The sequence below is a fragment of the Paucilactobacillus salsurae genome (assembly GCF_054784995.1).
On sequence record NZ_BAAHWX010000001.1, the window covers coordinates 1 to 19,357 of the forward strand.

General features: G+C 36.8%; 17 protein-coding genes. 13 read left to right on the top strand and 4 right to left on the bottom strand.

Features of this window, described 5'->3' with window-relative positions:
• Nucleotides 1-300: 300 nt before the first annotated feature.
• Nucleotides 301-840, top strand: a complete 540-nt coding sequence (locus ACYVQZ_RS00005) for a CPBP family intramembrane glutamic endopeptidase (protein WP_461239349.1) — start codon at nucleotides 301-303, stop codon at nucleotides 838-840.
• 66 nt (nucleotides 841-906) lie between these two features.
• On the opposite strand, the gene adhP is transcribed toward ACYVQZ_RS00005, so the two are convergent.
• Nucleotides 907-1,923: an alcohol dehydrogenase AdhP gene (adhP, locus tag ACYVQZ_RS00010; protein ID WP_461239350.1), complete on the bottom strand. Its 1,017-nt coding sequence runs from the start codon at nucleotides 1,921-1,923 to the stop codon at nucleotides 907-909.
• Between the two features lie 361 nt (nucleotides 1,924-2,284).
• On the opposite strand from adhP, the gene ACYVQZ_RS00015 reads away from it, so the two are divergent.
• Both ACYVQZ_RS00015 and ACYVQZ_RS00020 read left to right on the top strand, forming a co-directional pair.
• Nucleotides 2,285-2,983 (top strand): response regulator transcription factor, encoded by a 699-nt coding sequence (locus ACYVQZ_RS00015; protein WP_461239351.1) that lies wholly within the window; start codon nucleotides 2,285-2,287, stop codon nucleotides 2,981-2,983.
• Nucleotides 2,984-3,014: 31 nt separating this feature from the next.
• The gene (locus ACYVQZ_RS00020) at nucleotides 3,015-4,499 is read left to right on the top strand and encodes a sensor histidine kinase (protein ID WP_461239352.1); all 1,485 of its coding nucleotides are present in this window, start codon (nucleotides 3,015-3,017) and stop codon (nucleotides 4,497-4,499) included.
• Nucleotides 4,500-4,527: 28 nt separating this feature from the next.
• Here the strand turns inward: ACYVQZ_RS00020 and yidC are convergent, their stop codons facing one another.
• Both yidC and ACYVQZ_RS00030 read right to left on the bottom strand, forming a co-directional pair.
• Entirely contained in the window at nucleotides 4,528-5,457 is a 930-nt protein-coding gene (gene yidC, locus ACYVQZ_RS00025; RefSeq protein ID WP_461239353.1) for a membrane protein insertase YidC, read from the bottom strand.
• 90 nt (nucleotides 5,458-5,547) lie between these two features.
• The gene (locus ACYVQZ_RS00030; protein WP_461239354.1) at nucleotides 5,548-5,817 is read right to left on the bottom strand and encodes an acylphosphatase; all 270 of its coding nucleotides are present in this window, start codon (nucleotides 5,815-5,817) and stop codon (nucleotides 5,548-5,550) included.
• A 68-nt stretch (nucleotides 5,818-5,885) separates the two neighbouring features.
• Here ACYVQZ_RS00030 and ACYVQZ_RS00035 point away from each other — a divergent pair, with 68 nt between their 5' ends.
• From ACYVQZ_RS00035 to ACYVQZ_RS00075, 9 genes are all read left to right on the top strand, one after another.
• On the top strand, nucleotides 5,886-6,662 hold the full coding sequence (locus ACYVQZ_RS00035; protein WP_461239355.1) for a TrmH family RNA methyltransferase: 777 nt from the start codon (nucleotides 5,886-5,888) through the stop codon (nucleotides 6,660-6,662).
• 71 nt (nucleotides 6,663-6,733) lie between these two features.
• Complete coding sequence (locus tag ACYVQZ_RS00040; protein WP_461239356.1) at nucleotides 6,734-7,237, top strand: HD domain-containing protein; 504 nt, start codon at nucleotides 6,734-6,736, stop codon at nucleotides 7,235-7,237.
• Nucleotides 7,238-7,272: 35 nt separating this feature from the next.
• Nucleotides 7,273-7,632, top strand: coding sequence for a winged helix-turn-helix transcriptional regulator (locus tag ACYVQZ_RS00045; protein WP_461239357.1), 360 nt, complete (start codon nucleotides 7,273-7,275; stop codon nucleotides 7,630-7,632).
• A gap of 263 nt (nucleotides 7,633-7,895) precedes the next feature.
• Nucleotides 7,896-8,942 (top strand): phenylalanine--tRNA ligase subunit alpha, encoded by a 1,047-nt coding sequence (pheS, locus tag ACYVQZ_RS00050; RefSeq protein WP_461239358.1) that lies wholly within the window; start codon nucleotides 7,896-7,898, stop codon nucleotides 8,940-8,942.
• A 6-nt stretch (nucleotides 8,943-8,948) separates the two neighbouring features.
• Nucleotides 8,949-11,366 carry a phenylalanine--tRNA ligase subunit beta gene (pheT, locus tag ACYVQZ_RS00055; protein WP_461239359.1) on the top strand — a complete coding sequence of 806 codons (2,418 nt, stop codon included), beginning with the start codon at nucleotides 8,949-8,951 and terminating at the stop codon, nucleotides 11,364-11,366.
• A 155-nt stretch (nucleotides 11,367-11,521) separates the two neighbouring features.
• Complete coding sequence (gene mltG, locus ACYVQZ_RS00060; RefSeq protein WP_461239360.1) at nucleotides 11,522-12,613, top strand: endolytic transglycosylase MltG; 1,092 nt, start codon at nucleotides 11,522-11,524, stop codon at nucleotides 12,611-12,613.
• Nucleotides 12,614-12,648: 35 nt separating this feature from the next.
• The gene (gene udk, locus ACYVQZ_RS00065; RefSeq protein ID WP_461239361.1) at nucleotides 12,649-13,302 is read left to right on the top strand and encodes a uridine kinase; all 654 of its coding nucleotides are present in this window, start codon (nucleotides 12,649-12,651) and stop codon (nucleotides 13,300-13,302) included.
• A 113-nt stretch (nucleotides 13,303-13,415) separates the two neighbouring features.
• A complete protein-coding gene (greA, locus tag ACYVQZ_RS00070; protein ID WP_461239362.1) occupies nucleotides 13,416-13,892 on the top strand; it encodes a transcription elongation factor GreA in 477 nt (158 codons plus the stop codon).
• 106 nt (nucleotides 13,893-13,998) lie between these two features.
• On the top strand, nucleotides 13,999-14,307 hold the full coding sequence (locus ACYVQZ_RS00075; protein WP_461239363.1) for a HesB/YadR/YfhF family protein: 309 nt from the start codon (nucleotides 13,999-14,001) through the stop codon (nucleotides 14,305-14,307).
• A gap of 109 nt (nucleotides 14,308-14,416) precedes the next feature.
• On the opposite strand, the gene ACYVQZ_RS00080 is transcribed toward ACYVQZ_RS00075, so the two are convergent.
• Nucleotides 14,417-17,053, bottom strand: coding sequence for a YfhO family protein (locus ACYVQZ_RS00080; protein WP_461239364.1), 2,637 nt, complete (start codon nucleotides 17,051-17,053; stop codon nucleotides 14,417-14,419).
• A gap of 154 nt (nucleotides 17,054-17,207) precedes the next feature.
• Between ACYVQZ_RS00080 and ACYVQZ_RS00085 the strand changes: the two genes are divergently transcribed.
• Entirely contained in the window at nucleotides 17,208-19,289 is a 2,082-nt protein-coding gene (locus ACYVQZ_RS00085) for a peptidoglycan D,D-transpeptidase FtsI family protein (RefSeq protein WP_461239365.1), read from the top strand.
• Nucleotides 19,290-19,357: the final 68 nt, after the last annotated feature.

Here is a 19,357-nt window from a genome sequence, read left to right on the forward strand (position 1 = left end):
CCTGATTTAATGCTTTCCATGGTTCAAATAAGTTATTAATCACGATTAATGATTTATTTGAGCTGTGGAAGGTAAACGCGGTTCTGAATGTCTCTTAAAACCTGTCTCAAATATTGACTTCAATCCAGCCTGTTTATATTCTTTGCTGTTGGTTATTTAATACGTACAAGTGGGGTATCAACTGAGTCTCTGGGCTATTCTACGTATCGCTTAATATTGAGTATCCTGCTTGCAGTCGTTATGATATCGGTATTCAAAACAACAAGAGTGACTAATCTGACGATTGGATTTAAATATCCAATGCGTTCTTGTCTTATAATACTAGGACTTTTTTATGTGCTGGTGCTTGTCAGCGGAGGACTATTAGTTAACGTTAGCAATGTAGTCAGAAATGAATCATTATTATTTAGGATTTTATTTATGGCCTTAGCGGCGGGAATTTTTGAAGAAACAATATGCCGTGGGTTATTATTTTCACTGGCGCTAGATTATTTGCAAAAATCAGCTCATCCATTAGTTTGGGCTGGAATTAGTAATAGCATGGTCTTTGGCTTGTTACATTTTTCCAATATTTTTACCAATCATCAATCTGTTGCAATTACGATCCAACAAGTTTTTTATGCGTTCGTAATGGGAGTTGGATTTTCGGCAATTCGTGTTGCTACAAATGGTCTAAGTTTAGGAATCATTTTGCATAGTCTAATTGATTTTCAACCAACTATTGGCCAACCCATTACTCAAACAAATAGTTGGTTAGGATTGTCGATTGTATTTTGTCCTTTACTAGTAGTAGCAATTATTTATCTTTTCAAAGCGGACAAACTGATTGATTTTAGTTGAAGATACTAAAAAAGCATTCATCATTAGATGAATGCTTTTAAATTGTTATTTGAATGAAAGCCTATATTAAAGTGACATATCAACGACTTCACGACCGACAATTTTACCGGCCTTCATTTCGTCAATAATATCATTTACTTCAGATAATTTGCGTGTGTGTACGATTGGATGAACTTTGTCTTCGGCTCCAAATTGGAAAGCTTCAGCAAGGTCTTGTCGTGTACCAACAAGTGAACCAGCCACTTGGATACCGTCTAAAACAGTTTTAGCAATATTTAATTCCATATTACCTTGTGGTAGTGCAACGGCAACTAAACGGCCATCTGGTTTTAACGAATCAACTGCTGCGGTGAAGGCATCTGCATTAACTGCAGTGACTTGCGCGGTATTAACACCGCCAACTTCATTTTGAATGCGTTCAGCAACATTTTCTGTTTTACGATTAATTAGTAAATCAGCACCTAATTTTTCTGCGGCAGCTAATTTATCAGGATTCCCATCAACTACAACAACGTGAGCACCGAAAACATTTTTAGCATATTGAATGGCAAGGTTACCAAGGCCACCAGCACCAACAACAGAAACCCAGTCACCAGGTTTGGTATTACCGACTTTTAATGCTTTGTACATGGTAACACCTGCACAAGTTATTGAACTAGCTTCGACAGGGTCTAATCCATCAGGAACCTTAACGGCATAGTTTGCGTCAACGATTACTTGTTGTGCCATTGCGCCATCTACTGTAAAACCGGCATTACGGACATTACGACAAAGCGTTTCACGGCCGGTTAGACAGTATTCACAGTGTCCACAGCCACCGAAGAACCAAGCGATGGAGACACGATCACCAATCTTTAAATTAGTGACGCCATCACCTAGTTTGCTGACACGACCGACACCTTCATGACCAATGACTCGACCAGGGAATTTCCCAAAATCACCATTTGCAACGTGCAAATCAGTATGACAAAGACCACAATATTCTACATCAACAAGCGCCTCTCCATAATTTAGTGGGCGCAATGTTTTTTCGATAATATCAACATAACCATCAACTGGATCGCGAACAACAGCAGCTTTCATTAAAAACAACCTCTTTCTTGCTGAAATTTTTAGTTTCACAAAATAGTTGTGAAGCTCTACAAGTTGAGATTAACAGAAAATTTCACGATATTCAAGTGAAATAGTGCACAAAATTAAAAAAATAACAATTAAGAATCCTTGTAAAATCGCATTTTCATGGATGATTATAAACTAAAAAATGAAGTGAACGTTTCACATATCAGTAATAATCATTGTGAAATTAAACTTAAAAAAATTTGAAGACGCAACCGAAGCTACTATGTTTGATTAAATAATTATGATAAAATAACTATGTTTGTGAAAAGCGTTTTAGTAAAAAATTAAATAAATACGAAATTACAATGAAGAAAGGAATAAATTCATGAGTCGAATTCTAATTATTGAAGATGAAGAAAATTTAGCACGTTTTGTGGAACTAGAATTAAAACACGAAGGCTATGACACCGAGGTCCAATTGGATGGTAGAGGAGGCCTTGAAGCAGCTTTAAATGAAGATTTTGATATGATTTTGTTGGACCTAATGTTACCTGAATTGAACGGCATCGAAGTTGCAAGGCGGGTTCGTGAAGTTAAGAGTACGCCAATTGTGATGATGACTGCCAGAGATTCAGTGATTGATCGCGTTTCTGGCCTAGATCACGGTGCTGATGATTACATCGTTAAACCATTTGCAATTGAAGAACTTTTAGCACGAGTGCGCGCATTATTACGCCGGATTAATATTGAAGGTCAAAATAGCAAAAGTGCAGATTTCCATCAAACGACGGTTACATATCGTGATCTAACGATTGAAAAAGAAAATCGTGTTGTTCGTCGTGGCGATGAAATTATTAATTTAACCAAACGCGAGTATGAGTTATTACTGATTTTAATGGAGAATGTTAATGTCGTGATGGCGCGCGAAATTTTATTGAATCAAGTTTGGGGTTACGAATCTAATGTCGAAACTAATGTTGTTGATGTTTATATTCGTTATCTTAGAAATAAAATCGATAAAAAAGGACAAAAGAGCTACATTCAGACGGTTCGTGGAACTGGATATGTAATGCGCTCAGAATAATATGAAGTGTTTAGGTGGTGTATGTTAATCTTTGCAAGCCAAAAAAAATACAGTTAAATACCGCTGGTCTTTAAAATTAAAATGGGCAATTGGTACTTCAGTTGGCGCACTGATTATCTTTGCGTGTTTGACTTTTGTCTTGTTTCATTCATTCACACAAGATTTATTGAAACAAGAAACCACGCATGTTAATCAAACCGTTAAAGTATTGAAAAGACAGTTGGGGCAAAATAATGCGCAGTTGACTAGTGCCTCTGTAAAAAAAACAATTCGGCCAAATGAACTGGTTGATAAGGGTGCAAGCACCCCGAGACGTTTGTATCGTAATGACGTTGTTAAACAACTGAGTTCGACAAGCGTGATTGTTAATATTACTGATGTGAAAGGGAACTCCTTATTCACAACTGGAAAAAGCCAACAAGCAGCTGTTACGCGAGAAAAAAAGACTCAGGTTGTAGCTAATCATAGTAAAAAAATGATTGTTGCAAATTACCCAATTCGTTCCCAAAAAAACCATCAAATTATTGGATACGTGCATGTAGAAAATCTGCTCGCAAATTATTATGACACGTACGATAGGTTGATTATCATCTCGATCCTCGTCTTAATACTGGTTATTTTGGCAAGTGGTCTAATGGGTTATTTTCTTTCTTATTTCCTACTGCGACCAATTGACGATATCCATGACACTTTAAGTGAAATGAAAAATGATCCCACTAGTGAAAAAAGAGTTCCAGAAATGCATTGTAATGATGAATTGTCGGATTTGGCAGATATGTTTAATGATATGCTAGATCAAATGCAGCGCTACATTGAACAACAGTCACAATTTGTGGAAGATGTTTCTCATGAACTAAGAACGCCAGTGGCAATTATTCAAGGACATATGGAAATGTTAAATCGTTGGGGTAAAGATGATCCTAAAGTTTTAGATGAGTCCTTGAGTGCATCGTTAAAAGAAACAAAACGGATGCAAGACTTAGTTCAAGAGATGCTTGATTTGAGTCGTGCTGAACAAGTTGAGATCAACTTCCGTGATGAGCAAACTGAGGTTCGCGAAGTTGTTCATCAGGTATACAATAATTTTAAAATGATTCATCCTGATTTTTTATTTATGTTGGATGATGATTTAAAAGAAAATGTTTGGGTCCAGATCTATCGTGATCATTTGGAACAGATCTTGATCATATTATGTGATAATGCTGTTAAATACTCGACGAAGCGGAAAGAAATCCATTTGTCGCTTTCTCGTTCAACTAAGCAAATTGAGATTGGCATTCAAGACTTTGGTGAGGGAATCTCACAAGAAGATATGAACAAAGTATTTAATCGTTTTTATCGTGTTGATAAAGCACGGAGCCGTAAAAAAGGTGGAAATGGACTTGGACTGTCAATCGCGCAAAGATTGGTGGAAGGCTACCATGGACAAATTTCTTTAGAAAGTTCATTAGGTTCAGGTTCACTATTCCGAATTACATTGCCAATTTCAAAAATTACTGCAATTGAAGACAAATAAAAAAGGCCTAATGGCCTTTTTGTTTTTTTTAAGATTCAGGATGTCGAGATTGTTTGCCGGCATTACGATTTTTGTGCTGTGTTTCAGTTGGTTGTGGCTGTTTTAATTCATCAATGGTCTCTGAAGTAGTCGTTGGTTCCACTACAGGGGTAACAACTTTTCTTGTGGGATGTTTCTTCATTTCTGCTTCAATTTCACGTCTAATTTTAGGACGATAGAGATTGATGATGAAGGTTTGAACAATTGCGAATAATCCACCAATAAAGAAGTACAGGCCTAACCCGGCAGAAGAAGAAAGTGTAAAGAATAGAATCATAACTGGGCTAGCAAAAATGGCAATTCGCATCTGCTTTTTCTGTTCTTGAGGTACGCCTAACATTGACAAGTATCCCTGAATTAAGTAAGTGACAAATGATAAGACGGCTAACAAAATGCTTGGGGCGCCTAATTTGATACCCATAAAAGTTGCACTTGATAGGTCAGGTGAATATCTGATGGCTGCATATAATGCAGCAAAAATTGGCATTTGAATGAGTAATGGCAGACATCCCATTCCGCCAGTGACACTAATGCCATTGTCACGATATAACGCCATCATTTCCTGGCTGACAGCAGCCTGCTCTTCTTGGGTCTTTGCCGCTTTTTGACGTGCTTGAATAGCCTTCATTTGTGGTGCCACAGCACTCATTTTTTCTTGAGTAATGGTTGACTTACGCATTTGACTAATCATGACTGGTAACAAAATCATGCGAACAACAAAAACGATGACCACAATTGACCAACCGTAACTGCCACCCAAAAAGTTAGCCATCCATTCCATAACGTGTTGGGTTGGTTTTGCTAGATAATCATAAATCATACCATAGGGTTTACCCGCTTTATTGACACGAACACATCCGCTTAAAAATAAGGCCAATGTTGTGATTAAAGTAATTACTGTAATTTTTTTATTCTTCATTATAAATGACTCAAATCCTTTTTGATATTTTCTCGTAAACAGTAAGTACTATACAGTATTTAAGTAGTAAATGCCACTAACTTTTCGAGGTTAACGAATTGAAAAATTATTAAAGTGTTGTTCTTTAACTGATTGAGAAAACACATGATCCACTCGTGAAAATGATGTGGGACCATTTTTGATCGCCGTTAAAAAGTGATCAAGATTTGTGTCGGTACCACTAGCCACAATGTACACACTACCATCCGCTTGATTAGAAACGTGGCCGGTGATATGCCATTTTTTTGCCAGCATCATGGTCGTATATCGGAAACCAACGCCTTGAACAATGCCTTCTACTGTTATTTGAATTGTTTTCATCTTTATTCTTCCTTACTAATTAGTTCGTGTATTTCATGGTATAATTGTCGTCATGAGGTGATCAGTCAATGGACAAAATAACGTCTGTGCAAAACCAACATGTTAAACGTTGGAAAAAGTTAGCAACCAAAAAAGAACGTCAAAAAACGGGTACATATTTGATTGAGGGCTGGCATCTTTTCAATGAAGCAAACAAAGCGTCCATTAACTTTGTTAGTATCATAACAACAAAAGACCAGCTCGCAAAACACGATGACATTTTAACATTAAATGCAGCAATATATGAAGTGTCTCCAGAAGTGATGCAGGCAATTTCGGAAACGGTAACGCCGCAGGGAATTATAGCTGAAATAAATATTCCAAATGATACATCAACTGTACTATCGCATTTTATCGGACCGTGGTTACTGTTAGATGAGGTACAAGATCCTGGCAATATTGGCACGATGATTCGGACTGCTGATGCTGCAGGGTATGAGGGCGTCGTTGCCAGTCCACACGCTGCAGATTTTTTCTCACCAAAAGTAGTGCGTTCAATGCAAGGTAGCCAGTTTCATTTACAATTGCGACAAGGTAATCTACATGAGTGGATTTCGGCCTTAAAACGGCAACAACTTCCAGTTTATGGTAGTGAACTAAATCCGAGTGCTAAAAGTTATTTATCAATTACACCAGGTAACAAGTTTGGTCTAATTATGGGTAATGAAGGAAATGGCATGCATGAAGATATTTTACAACAGACGGATGCTAATTTATTTATTCCAATGGCAGGCCAGGCAGAGTCTTTAAATGTGGCTGTGGCAGCCGGCATTTTGATGTTTCATTTACATGCAATTGACAGTTAATATGCGAAACGTTTGCATTTTTTTGAAAACCGTGTATTATATCTTGCAGGTATCAAGAAAAGGGGCAATGTATGAAAAAGAATGCATGGCAAAATGATCAAGAGTACTTAAACTTAGTTGATGATCTTTTAGCACAACCTGCCGTAAAGAAATTGGCCAATTACACGCAACATCATCATTCAGATCGATTACAACATTCTATCAGCGTCTCATTTGATAGTTACCAAATTGCCAAAAAAATGAATTTGGATTATCGTAGTGTTGCTAGGGCTGGATTACTGCATGATTTGTTTTACTATGATTGGCGGACAACAAAGTTTAATCTTGGATCACATGCTTTTATTCATCCACGAGTGGCTTTACGCAATGCAGAAAAAATTACGCCATTAAATGATATGGAAAAAGATATTATTTTAAAACACATGTTTGGCGCAACACTGGCGTTACCAAAGTACAAAGAGAGCTTATTAGTTTCTTTAGTTGATGACTACGAAGCAGAACATGAGTTTTTCAGTCCAATGCGTAAACGGGTTTCCGTTTGGTATCGCAGATTAAAAGTAAGAGCAACATTTTAAATTTAAACTATATTATAAAAAGGGGTGGATGAGTTATGGATCAAGTTATGACCACCGATGAAGAAAACTTCACACTGTGTCCAAAATTCGCAGAAACTTTCAATATTTTAGGTCGTAAGTGGAATGGCCTAATCATTGAGGTCTTACTAAATGAAGGCACACAACGATTTAAGGATTTAGTTAATAATGTACCTAAGTGCAGTGACCGTGTGCTGGTTGAACGCCTCCGTGAGTTGGAACAAGATGGCATTGTTCAACGACAGACTTACAGTGATTCATCTTTAATTATCTACTCACTGACTACTAAAGGTGAAGAACTTCGGCCAGTTATGGACTCTGTTCATGCATGGGGCGACAAGTGGTTTGATAAATTACCTGTTGACCAAGCCGACTAGTTTCACTACAATGTAATTAATAACGTTTATGAGAGTTAGTAAATTTGGCGAATGTTCAGGAAGCTATTGTCATTGACTGTAAGCAATAGTCATTTCAAAAAATTGAATTTCACTTTCATAGTTGATACTTAATCGTATTCCGGTAGAATGCCGTTACCATTCTGTGAGTGTGCATTTAATGCAAACTAGGGTGGTACCGCGATGCTTCGTCCCTTTTTGGGGATGGGGCTTTTTTTGTGGAATCGATAAGAAAAGGAGTCGTCATGGGATTAAAGGATAAGTTAGAACAATTGCGCCAACAAGGCATGCAAGAAGTTAAAGAAACACAAGATCTAAATAAAGTTAATGATATTCGCGTTAAATTACTTGGAAAAAAGGGACCGATTACCGAGGTATTACGCGGTATGCGCGATTTGAGTGCGGATGAACGACCAAAAGTAGGGCAATTTGCCAATGAAATTCGCGATGAATTGACAACAGCCATCGAAAATCGTCGAGCAGAACTAGAAAAGGCAGTTTTGAATGCCCAGTTAACACATGAAAAAATTGATGTGACCTTGCCAGGCACACCAACAGTTCAGGGCCAACCACATGTGATTCAACAAATTATTGACCAACTTGTTGATCTCTTCATTGGAATGGGTTATGAAGTAGCAGTCGGTGATGAGGTTGAGGAAGAACGCTACAATTTTGAAATGTTGAATTTACCAAAAGATCATCCTGCACGAGACATGCAAGATACTTTTTATGTGACGCCAGAAATTTTGATGAGAACCCAAACTTCGCCAATGCAGGCGCGCATGCTTGAAAAGCATGATTTCAGTCAAGGTCCATTGAAAATGATTTCACCAGGAAAAGTTTACCGTCGTGATACAGATGATGCGACGCATAGTCATCAATTCCATCAAGTTGAAGGAATGGTGATTGGTAAGCATATTACGATGGCTGACTTGAAAGGAACGTTAGAGGTCGTTGCGCAAGAATTATTTGGTGATGAGCTAGACGTTCGTCTACGACCAAGTTATTTTCCATTCACCGAGCCTTCTGTTGAGGCGGATATTACCTGTTTCAATTGTTTAGGTAAGGGCTGCTCAATTTGTAAATATACGGGTTGGATCGAGGTTTTAGGTGCAGGAATGACACATCCAAATGTTCTTGAAATGGCCGGTGTCGATTCAAATGAATACGGTGGTTTTGCCTTTGGGCTTGGACCAGACCGGTTTGCAATGTTGAAATACGGTGTCGAAGATATCCGTGATTTTTATCAAAACGACATGCGTTTTCTCACTCAATTTGATCAGAAAGGATAAACATTCATGAAGGTTTCATATAAGTGGTTACAAGAATATTTAGATTTAACAGTAAAGCCAGCCGATTTGGCTGAAAAAATTGCACGAACATCTGTGGACATTAATGATGTTTATTCACCAAGTGATGGCCTCAGTAAACTAGTCGTTGGCCACGTAGAAAGTATGACAGCTCACCCAGATTCTGATCATTTGCAGTTATGCATGGTTGATACAGGTGATGATGAGCCTGTTCAAATTGTCTGTGGTGCTCCAAATGTTGAAGCAGGTAAGAACGTTATTGTTGCTCTTCCAGGTGCACGTATTGGTAATAATGTGAAAATCAAGCGCGGAAAAATGCGTGGGGAAATTTCTGAAGGAATGATTTGTGCACTGCAAGAAATTGGCTTTAGCGAACAAATTGCACCAAAAGCTTATGAAGATGGCATTTGGTTTTTACCAGATGATGCCAAGCCAGGTGAATCTGTTTATCCTTATCTAGGGATGGACGATACGATTATTGACACAGATGTGACACCTAATCGTGGTGACATGTTCTCGATGCTGGGTAATGTGAATGATATTGCGGCATTTTATGGCATTAAACCACATTTCAAAACACGCGAAATCCAAAAATTCAGTGATGTTAAAACAGCCGATTTGGTGAACATTAATATTCCTGACCAAACATTGGCACCAACTTATACCATGTTGGCAATTCAAAATGTTACTGTACAAGATAGTCCACTTTGGCTTCAAATCAGGTTATGGAACGCCGGCATTCGTCCAATTAGTAACGTTGTTGATGTGACAAACTATATTTTACTGAAGTATGGACAACCATTACACAGTTTTGATTATGATAAATTACCTGGTCATGAAATATCAGTGCGTTATGCGCAAGCTAAAGAAACATTTGTTACTTTAGATGAACAAGAACGCGAACTAGATAGTAATGATATTGTGGTAACTGCTGATAATCGTCCAGTTGCATTAGCGGGAACCATGGGTGGGTTAGAAACAGCAATTGACAATCACACTCAAAATGTTTTACTTGAAGCGGCGATTTTTAATCCTATTTTAGTACGGAAACAAGCAAGACGTCATGATCTACACAGTGAGTCATCATCACGATTTGAACGTGGTATTAATCCAGAAACGGTTGAGCAAGCCTTAAACGAAGCCGCAGCTCTAATTGCAGATCTTGGCAATGGTGGCGTTACAAAAGAAATTGTGATTGGCAGCAAACAAGATATTCCAACGAAACAAATCACACTAGAACTTGACCGCATCAATCATGTATTAGGAACGCAGTTATCAACTGAACAAGTTGGTCAAATTTTTGATGATTTACAATTTGGACACGAAATTAATCAAACGCAAATTAAAGTAACAGTCCCTGCTAGAAGATGGGATATTGACATTGAGGCTGATTTACTTGAGGAAATTGCGCGAATCTATGGTTACGACAATATCCCTTCAACTTTGCCGACTCAAACCCAAAACGTTGGTCATTTAAGTGAGCGGCAAAAACTGATTCGATCATCACGCCATATTCTGGAAGGTTTAGGGTTGAATCAAGCTATTAGCTATTCTTTGACGACTAAAGAAAAAGCTCAGCAGTTTGCAATTATTGAAGAAAAAACACCGATGATGTTGGACTATCCGATGAGCCAAGATCATGTTGCTACTAGAATGAGCCTCATCAGTGGCTTACTAGACGATGTTGCCTATAATGTTGCTCGTAAGCAAATGGACGTTAGTTTATACGAACAAGGCCGTGTCTTTTTGAGTGAACAAGAAGGTAGCCGGCCGGTTGAACATGAGCATCTTGCCGCCGCGGTGACAGGACAATGGGGTGCTAAAACCTGGGAACAAACGACTGCCGAAGTTGATTTTTACGTTTTAAAAGGGATTGTCGAACGGTATCTTCAAAATCTGTCATTAGAGGAACCAATTACTTTCCAAGCAAATGAAGAAAGAACAGAGATGCACCCTGGCCGAACAGCAGATATTTTGCTGAATGACCAAGTGATTGGTTACATTGGGGAAGTTCATCCTAGTGTTACTAAACAACTAAAAATTCCAACCACTTATGTATTTGAACTTGATTTAGAGGCATTAATTGCAGCGCCAAAAGAAAATGATCATTATCAAGAAATTAGTAAGTATCCAGCTATTAATCGAGATATCGCGATTTTAGTGGATAAATCAATTTCAAATAGTGATATTGTTGCTGCCATTCAACAAAAGGGTGGCGCATTCTTACAAAATGTTCATCTCTTCGATGTTTATACAGGCGCTCATTTACCTGCACATAAAAAATCTCTGGCTTACACATTAACGTATCAAGACAAGCAAAAAACATTGGTAGATGACCAGGTTAATCAAGCCTTTGATAAAGTTGTCCACTATCTGGAAACACAATTTGCCGCTGAAATTCGTTAACTATTTTCAGTCAATTAATCGCGATGGAGAAAAATTTATTTATCGCGATTTTTTTGATGCATAAATTTAATCTTAAATTAATAAATTATTATCGATATTTTTTGGTGGTTTAGTATAATTGAAGGTACATTGATAAATTTTAGGTGGGAAAATAATTGGAAAATCAGCAACGAAAAAATAAATTACGCTATTGGATTGCAGGCATTATCGTTATTGTGTTAGTGGTGATCGGTTTAGGGACCAAACTTTATTTTGATCATTCACTTGAAGCTGTCGATAAAAAGAATGATCAGGTTGTCTCTGTTAAGATTCCAATGGGTGCGACGAATAAACAAATTGGAAAAATTTTAGCAAAAAAACATTTAATTAAAAGTGAAGTAGTATTTAACTATTATTCTCAATTAAACGATAAGAGTGGTTTTAAGGCAGGTTATTACTCACTGCAAAAATCAATGGATGTCAAGACAATTACTAAGTTGTTGAAAACTGGCGGTAATGCAACATCAAATTTGAGCTTGAAGGGTAAGGTCCTTGTTTCTGAAGGAGAAACAGCTGATCAAATTGCTGCAACCGTTCAAAAACAAACGAAGTACACATCTAAAGAATTTTTAGCTTTATTAAATGATGAAAGCTATTTAAACGAACTAGTCAAAAAGTATCCACAATTGATGACCTCTGCAATGAGTGCACAAAATGTGCGTTATAGATTAGAAGGTTATCTATTTCCTGCAACGTATGATGTTTCAAATATCAGTAGTTTAAAGGCCCTTGTTAATGAAATGGTTGCTGCAACAAATACACAATTGAGCCCTTATTACAAAACTATGAATGAGAAACATTTGAGTGTTCAACAAGTCTTGACGCTAGCTTCGTTGGTAGAAAGAGAAGGCGTATCGACTTCAGATCGTAGAAAAATTGCGGGTGTGTTCTTTAACCGAATCAAAAAAGACATGCCAATTCAATCTGATATTTCTGTCATGTACGCGTTGAATACACATAAAAAGAACCTGACTTACAAAGATCTTAAGGTTGATTCACCTTATAATCTCTACACCAATTCAGGTTATGGACCTGGACCATTTAACAGTCCAAGTAGCGATGCAATTAAAGCTGTATTAAATCCAAAAGATCAAAAGAAGGGCTATTTATACTTTGTTGCTAATATGAAGACTGGTAAAGTTTACTATGCCAAAACCTATGCGCAACACCAAAAAATAACAGATAAATTAAAAAAAGATAATGAATAATAAATTAATTAAATGTGGAAGGAAGATTAAGTATTTTGAGTAGTCAGGAAAAGCGTCCGATTATTGTGGGAGTCACCGGTGGTTCAGGTTCTGGAAAAACAACGGTTAGTAACGCTGTATATAATCAATTAGCAGGTAAATCAATCATGATTATGCAACAAGATACCTACTATAATGATCAAGCATCAATGAGTATGGAAGAACGAAAAGCAGTTAATTATGATCATCCGCTAGCTTTTGATACTGATCGATTAATCAGTGATTTGAAAAAGCTTTTAAATTATGAAGCGATTGACATGCCAGTTTATAATTATGCTGAGTTTACAAGATCTAAAGAAACTATTCGTGTTGAACCGCAAGATGTCATCATTTTAGAAGGTATCTTAATTTTAGATGATGAGCGGTTACGTGATCTGATGGATATTAAAGTTTTTGTCGATACAGATGACGATATTCGTATTATTCGACGAATCAAACGAGATATGCAAGAAAGAGGCCGTTCATTACAATCAGTGATTGATCAATATTTAGCGACAGTTAAGCCAATGTATCATCAGTTTGTGGAACCTACTAAACGGTATGCGGATATTATTGTGCCTGAAGGTGGCGAAAATACAGTTGCCATTGATCTCTTAACAACAAAAATTAGAGATATATTAACCCAAAAAGGGCATGATACCAAAGCGTAAACTAAAGTTATTATTGATGGCTTTAATAAAACATCAATGATTCTAGTTTACAAGAAACAAACTTCATGGTAATGTGTTGTTTGTTGATTAAAAGTAAATAATAGAGGTGCAACATGGCAGAAGAAAAAACTTACCCAATGACCTTAGAGGGTAAAAAAAATTTAGAAGACGAATTAGAAACATTAAAAACTAAAACGCGTCCAGAAGTCATTGAACAAATTAAGATTGCCCGTAGTTATGGTGATTTATCAGAAAACTCAGAGTATGAGTCAGCAAAAGAGCAACAAGCAATGGTTGAAAGTCGCGTTAGTACCATTGAACATATGCTTCAGCATCTAGAAATTATCGATACTGATAATGTTGCTAAAGATGAAGTTTCAGTTGGTCGAACGGTGACTTTTAAAGAATTACCAGACGAAGATCCTGAAACTTACCAAATTGTTGGTCAATCTGAAGCAGATCCAATGTCAGGTAAAATTTCAAATGAATCACCAATTGCTAAAGCCTTAATTGGCCACAAAGTAAATGATGAAGTTGAAATTCAAATTCCAAATGGCGCAATGAATGTTAAAATTATGACTGTTAAATAGAATGAGAACTAGATGCTTTAAGCATCTAGTTCTATTTTTTTGTAAGTATGTGGTATGATATATCTATTAATTAATGAAAGCGATTTATTGTTTGGAGGACAACTTAATGAAATTAGTAGTAACTGATGCGGCAAGTAAATGGTTCCAAGACGAAGTAGGCGTCAAAAGTGGTAATGGTGTGCGTTTTTTTGGTAAAGTGTACGGCAAGACACCCGTTCATGATGGCTTTTCCTTAGGAATGACTAGAGATGATCGCAAGTTAAGTGCCGCTGTGGAAACAGTAAAAGATGGCGTTCGTTACTTTGTTGATGGACAAGATGAATGGTTCTTTAAAGGGCTAGATTTTAAAGTTGACTATGATGAACAAACTGATGGGCCTAAATATGAATATACAAAAAATGGTGAATTAGATTAATTTGAAGTGTGCATTTTAGAAGTTTATATTTTAACTTTTATTTTGTTCAGTAGATATATATTAAATTAAAAAATACAAAGGATTGAGATAAAACTCTCAATCCTTTGTATTATTTTGAACGTCTTTTAATCCCAAGCCAACTTAGAGTTACAACCAAAGTTATTCCTGAAATGATTGTTCCTAGGATGAAGAATGGTGATCGATATTTAATCACGACATGATGATGACCTTTTGAAATTGGAACGGCTAGAAAGGTTTTGGCTACTTTTTTAGTAGCTACTTTTTGGCCGTCAATTTGAATTTGCCACCCTTTTGAGTAAGGAATCGTCGTCATTAATAATTGATGATTTTTCTTAATGTTAATGTTTCCCGATATTTTCGTACTGCTGGAATTTTTCACATTTAATGGTTCATTAGCTAGTTGGCTGTGCATTTGGTTAAATTTAGGTTGATTGAGCATATAAAGACTCACATTTTGAAGCCAAAGTGTTTGATGTTTAAGTTTAAAGGTGACTGTGACGGGTTCGTCTTTTTGTTGGGATGCCACGTTTACTACAATTGTATTGCGGTAAGTTGGATACTGGTTCAGCTCTTTACCATTTAGATAGTAGGTACCTGCATCTTCGTCCAGTTCAGAACCCATAGTTAGATAATACGAATTATTTGTTTTCGGGGTAAATGTCATTTTAATAGCTGCTGGTTTTAGAAGATCTAGTTTTTTTAAGATAATCCCCGTAATTTTAGAAGATTGTTGAATATTCTCAAAAGAAACATTATCAAAATTTTGAACCTGGAATAATTTGTTTTGATTTGTTTTGATACCGGCGAGGGACTGATAAATTTGTGCTTGATAAGCTAGAGGATCTTTCGTTGTCAATTTTTGTTTGGTTAATAAATTACTAGCACCAAACGCAATTGGTAGCGCGTTTGAGTTATGATATGTCTTAGTCAGTGCATCTCCACTAATTTGCTTGAATCGATTGACATCAGGCTTATTAGAAACAATTGGTAATGTTTTAGCAACCATCTGTTGGCCTACAATGCTCGTTGGTGTAGCAGTGGTCATGAAGTATTGCATTGATAACAATGAATCAGAAACTTGGGTACCATTTGTATAGGTGACAAAGCCATCACCATCCGGTTGTCCAATACTGCCCATAAACGCTGGTATTGACGGTTCAAGTGTTGATCCAAAGTGAGAAGCACTATAAAAGTCACCTTGCATGGGATCATCTTTGGTGCGCATAAAGGTCTGACCAACACGATAGAAATTCTGTTTCATACTGGGAAGCTTACTGATTGTTTTGTTTAACTGTGTTGTATAATGGCCAAAATCAGCTTGGGAAACATAGCTGATATTATTGAGGGAAACTACAGCATTAATGCCTGAATCTGCGACGACCAGCAAAACAAATAAAATATCATAAATTAATGGTGTGTATTTTCTTGGTAGGTGTAACCAGACAATTGCAATTAAACTGATTCCAATACCGAATAAGAGCTGTGAGCTTGAAAGATATGAAAAAGATTTTAAATTGAGATACAGATAAAGGCTGACAATCAATAAAATAATTAATAATCCACTGATTTGTAATCGATTAATTCGAAAGTCTGCAGTTAATGTATTGGCTGCAAGCCAAATCATCCAAAAGCAAACTAAAAACGAAAATCGGTAGGGGTACCAAACAGGGAATTGACCTGCGTGCCACAATAAGTCCAAAGGTTGAAAACACATTGATAAAACAAAAAAAGCACTAATAATTGCAGTGATGATTCTGTTTTTGCGTGAAAATTTACGATTTGTAAAATAGAGTAAAAAGCCAAAAATCATTAAAGCACCAACAAAAATATTAGGTTGACCGTTTGGCATTTGATCAAAATTAAAACTACCAGAAAACAACTTAGCTAACATTTTTGGTGCAAAGTATTCAAATTTAAAGAGCCATTTGGTTTCTGTATAGGTGCCTTTACTCTGGCTTAGAGAATACAGTGTTGGTAACAACAACCAGGCAGCTAGTAAAACTGCAAGCAGTGAATGGCCAACGTATGAGGCAAAGCGGTGCCCTTTTTCTGAAGCGGAAAGTGATTGACCAGATTGATAGTAAAACGTGAACAAAATAGAAAAAATAGCGACCATCCACGCCATATAATAATTGTCGATCAACAAAATTGTTAACCAAATAACATAGGTTGTTGCGCGACCACCATTTAAAAGCTTAATAAGGCCATAGATGACTAATGGTAATAAGATTAAAACATCAAGCCAAATCACATTTAGCTGATTAGCAATCATCCACCCCATCAATGCATAAGCAGTAGCAAAGCCAATTAATCGAATACCTGATTGCAAGTGTGTTTTATCTAGTAACCATGCGAAACTGAGTCCTGATAAACCATATTTTAAAATAAGTAATATTAAAACCCCGGCACTTAGGTATTTACCAGGAAAAAATAGAATCAGGAGATTCAATGGACTCATTAAATAATAGGAAAAAACGCCTAACATGTCGCCGCCAAGGTCTTTTGAAAATGAATAAAAAAAGGTATCAAAATGATGGAGAACTGTTGAGCGAAAGTATGCAAAAAAATCAATGTATTGTTGGCCTAAGTCGACCGTTAAAATACTACTATTGCCAAATGGACTCATGGAGCGATACGCGAAGTAACTAGCCATGATCAAGCTTGGTACCAGAAAAGTAAGTAATAATATGTAAAAGTGTCGATGGCGAACGATGTAATTCTTCAAAAAAATACCTCATTTGATAATTTAAAGTTTAAATTTGTTAAAAACGATTGGCGCTATTAATCTACTTCGTATAGAATAGCATAAGATATAAACTAGTAAATAGACAAAATTGTCTGTTAAAATGGATTCATTACATCTAAGGAGCAAGTTAGCATTGAAATTTTCATCCCGAATTAAAAGTATCTTTAAAACAAATAGCAAGAAGAAAAAGAATAATCAATCTGAAATTCCGTTTAGATTGAACTTTTTGCTATGGACAGTGTCACTTTTGTTGTTAGTTTTAGCAGTAAGGTTGTTTTATCTACAAGTTTTAAATGGAACAAGTTATAAAGCTGAAGTTAATCGAACGGACTCAACTGTTGAAACGAACAATGTGCAGCGTGGAATGATTTATGATTCAACCGGAAAAGTATTAGTTGGTAACCAAGCACATCAATCCATTTCTTACACAAAAGGGGAAAATGTATTATCGACGGACATTCTCAAGACTGCAAATAGGTTGGGCAGTTATGTGACAGTTTCAACCACCAAATTGACTAAACGCAATCGACAAGATTACTATTTGGCTAACAGCAAACATTTAAAACAAATATTGCGTCATGTTTCTAATTCAGGTTCATTATCAGATAATGAAAAATACAATAAAGCTTTAGACTATTTGAGTGCACATCCAAACTCATTTCACTTGACAGCGTTAGAAAAAAACAAAGCGATGATCTATGCTCAAATGAGTGGTGCCTATGCGTTATCAACAACTTATATCAAGGAGTCAGGAGTTACAAATCGTGAAATCGCGCAGGTTGGCGAGCACTTAAATGAAATGCCTGGTGTTAAAGTTGGTACAAGTTGGTCGAGAAATTATCCCCAAGGCAAGTCTGTACAGTCCTTAACTGGAACTGTTTCCAATCAGAAAACAGGTTTACCAAGTGATGAAGTTAATATGTTGTTGTCACAAGGATATTCTCGAAATGACAGTGTTGGTCAAAGTTATTTGGAAAAACAATATCAATCAACTTTGGCAGGATCTAAATCACAAACAAAAGTGTCAACACAAGGCAGTGGCTCTAACAAGTTAACAAAGTCAATTGAGGAGTACTCCGGCAAGAAGGGCGATAATTTAGTTTTAACAATTAATTCAGATTTTCAAAATCAAGTCCAAAAAATTGTGAAAACTGTCTACAGTTCCGGAAGTATTGGTTCGTCAACTGGCGCATATGCAGTGGTTATGAACCCTAACACGGGTGCAATTTATGCTATGGGTGGCGTTGATCGAGATATTAATACAGGTAAAATTACCGATGATCAAATTGGTGCAATTAATCATCCAATTGTTATGGGATCTGCTGTGAAAGGTGCAACAGTGATGGGTGGATTGATGGACGGTGCTATTACACCAACAAACAATACGATGAATGATATGCCAATTAAGGTTTTAGGTACGAAAAGTAAGAGTTCTTGGTGGAATCGGAATGGATCAGTACCAATTTCAGCTTCAGAAGCACTAGAAGTGTCTTCGAACTCTTATATGATGCAATTAGCGATGAAAGAAGCTGGTACTAAATATACACCTGGTGCTGGGCTTAACATGCCAACCAGTATTTTTTCCAAATTGCGTGGCTATTTTAATCAATTTGGTTTAGGTGTAAAAACGGGAATTGATTTACCTGGGGAAACAAATGGTTACACTGGACCTGCTAACCAATCTGAGATTGGAAAAGCTTTGGATTTATCTTACGGAAACTACGATAGTTATACGGTTATTCAATTAGCACAATACATTTCTACCATTGCTAATGGTGGTTATCGTATGAAACCGTATGTTGTGAAGCAGATTCGCGGAACAACTAAAAATGGCTCATTGGGCAAGGTTGAGTCGACTACCCAGCCCACGATCCTAAATTCTATTAATGCAACAAAAGCTGACTGGGATGTTGTAAAAAATGGGATGTATATGGTGGTCCATGGTAGCAGCGCATACAAAACGGGGGAGAAACTTGAAAGTATTAGCCCCGCCGTTGCTGCCAAGTCTGGAACCGCAGAAACATTTGCGCCTAGTGGAGCATCGACAGAGACATTGAGTTTGGTAACTTATGCACCATACAATGATCCACAAGTTGCAATTGCACTTGCTATACCTGGCTTAGGAACAAATTCGTCAGGAGTCAACATGACAATGGCGACTCAAATTTATAATGCTTATTGGAAGACTGTCCAGTCAGATCAAAATTATAAATAATGCGTCAAGCAAAATTACTTAACAAAGTTGTTTCAAAACACTAGTCAAATTTGTCAATCAATGATATA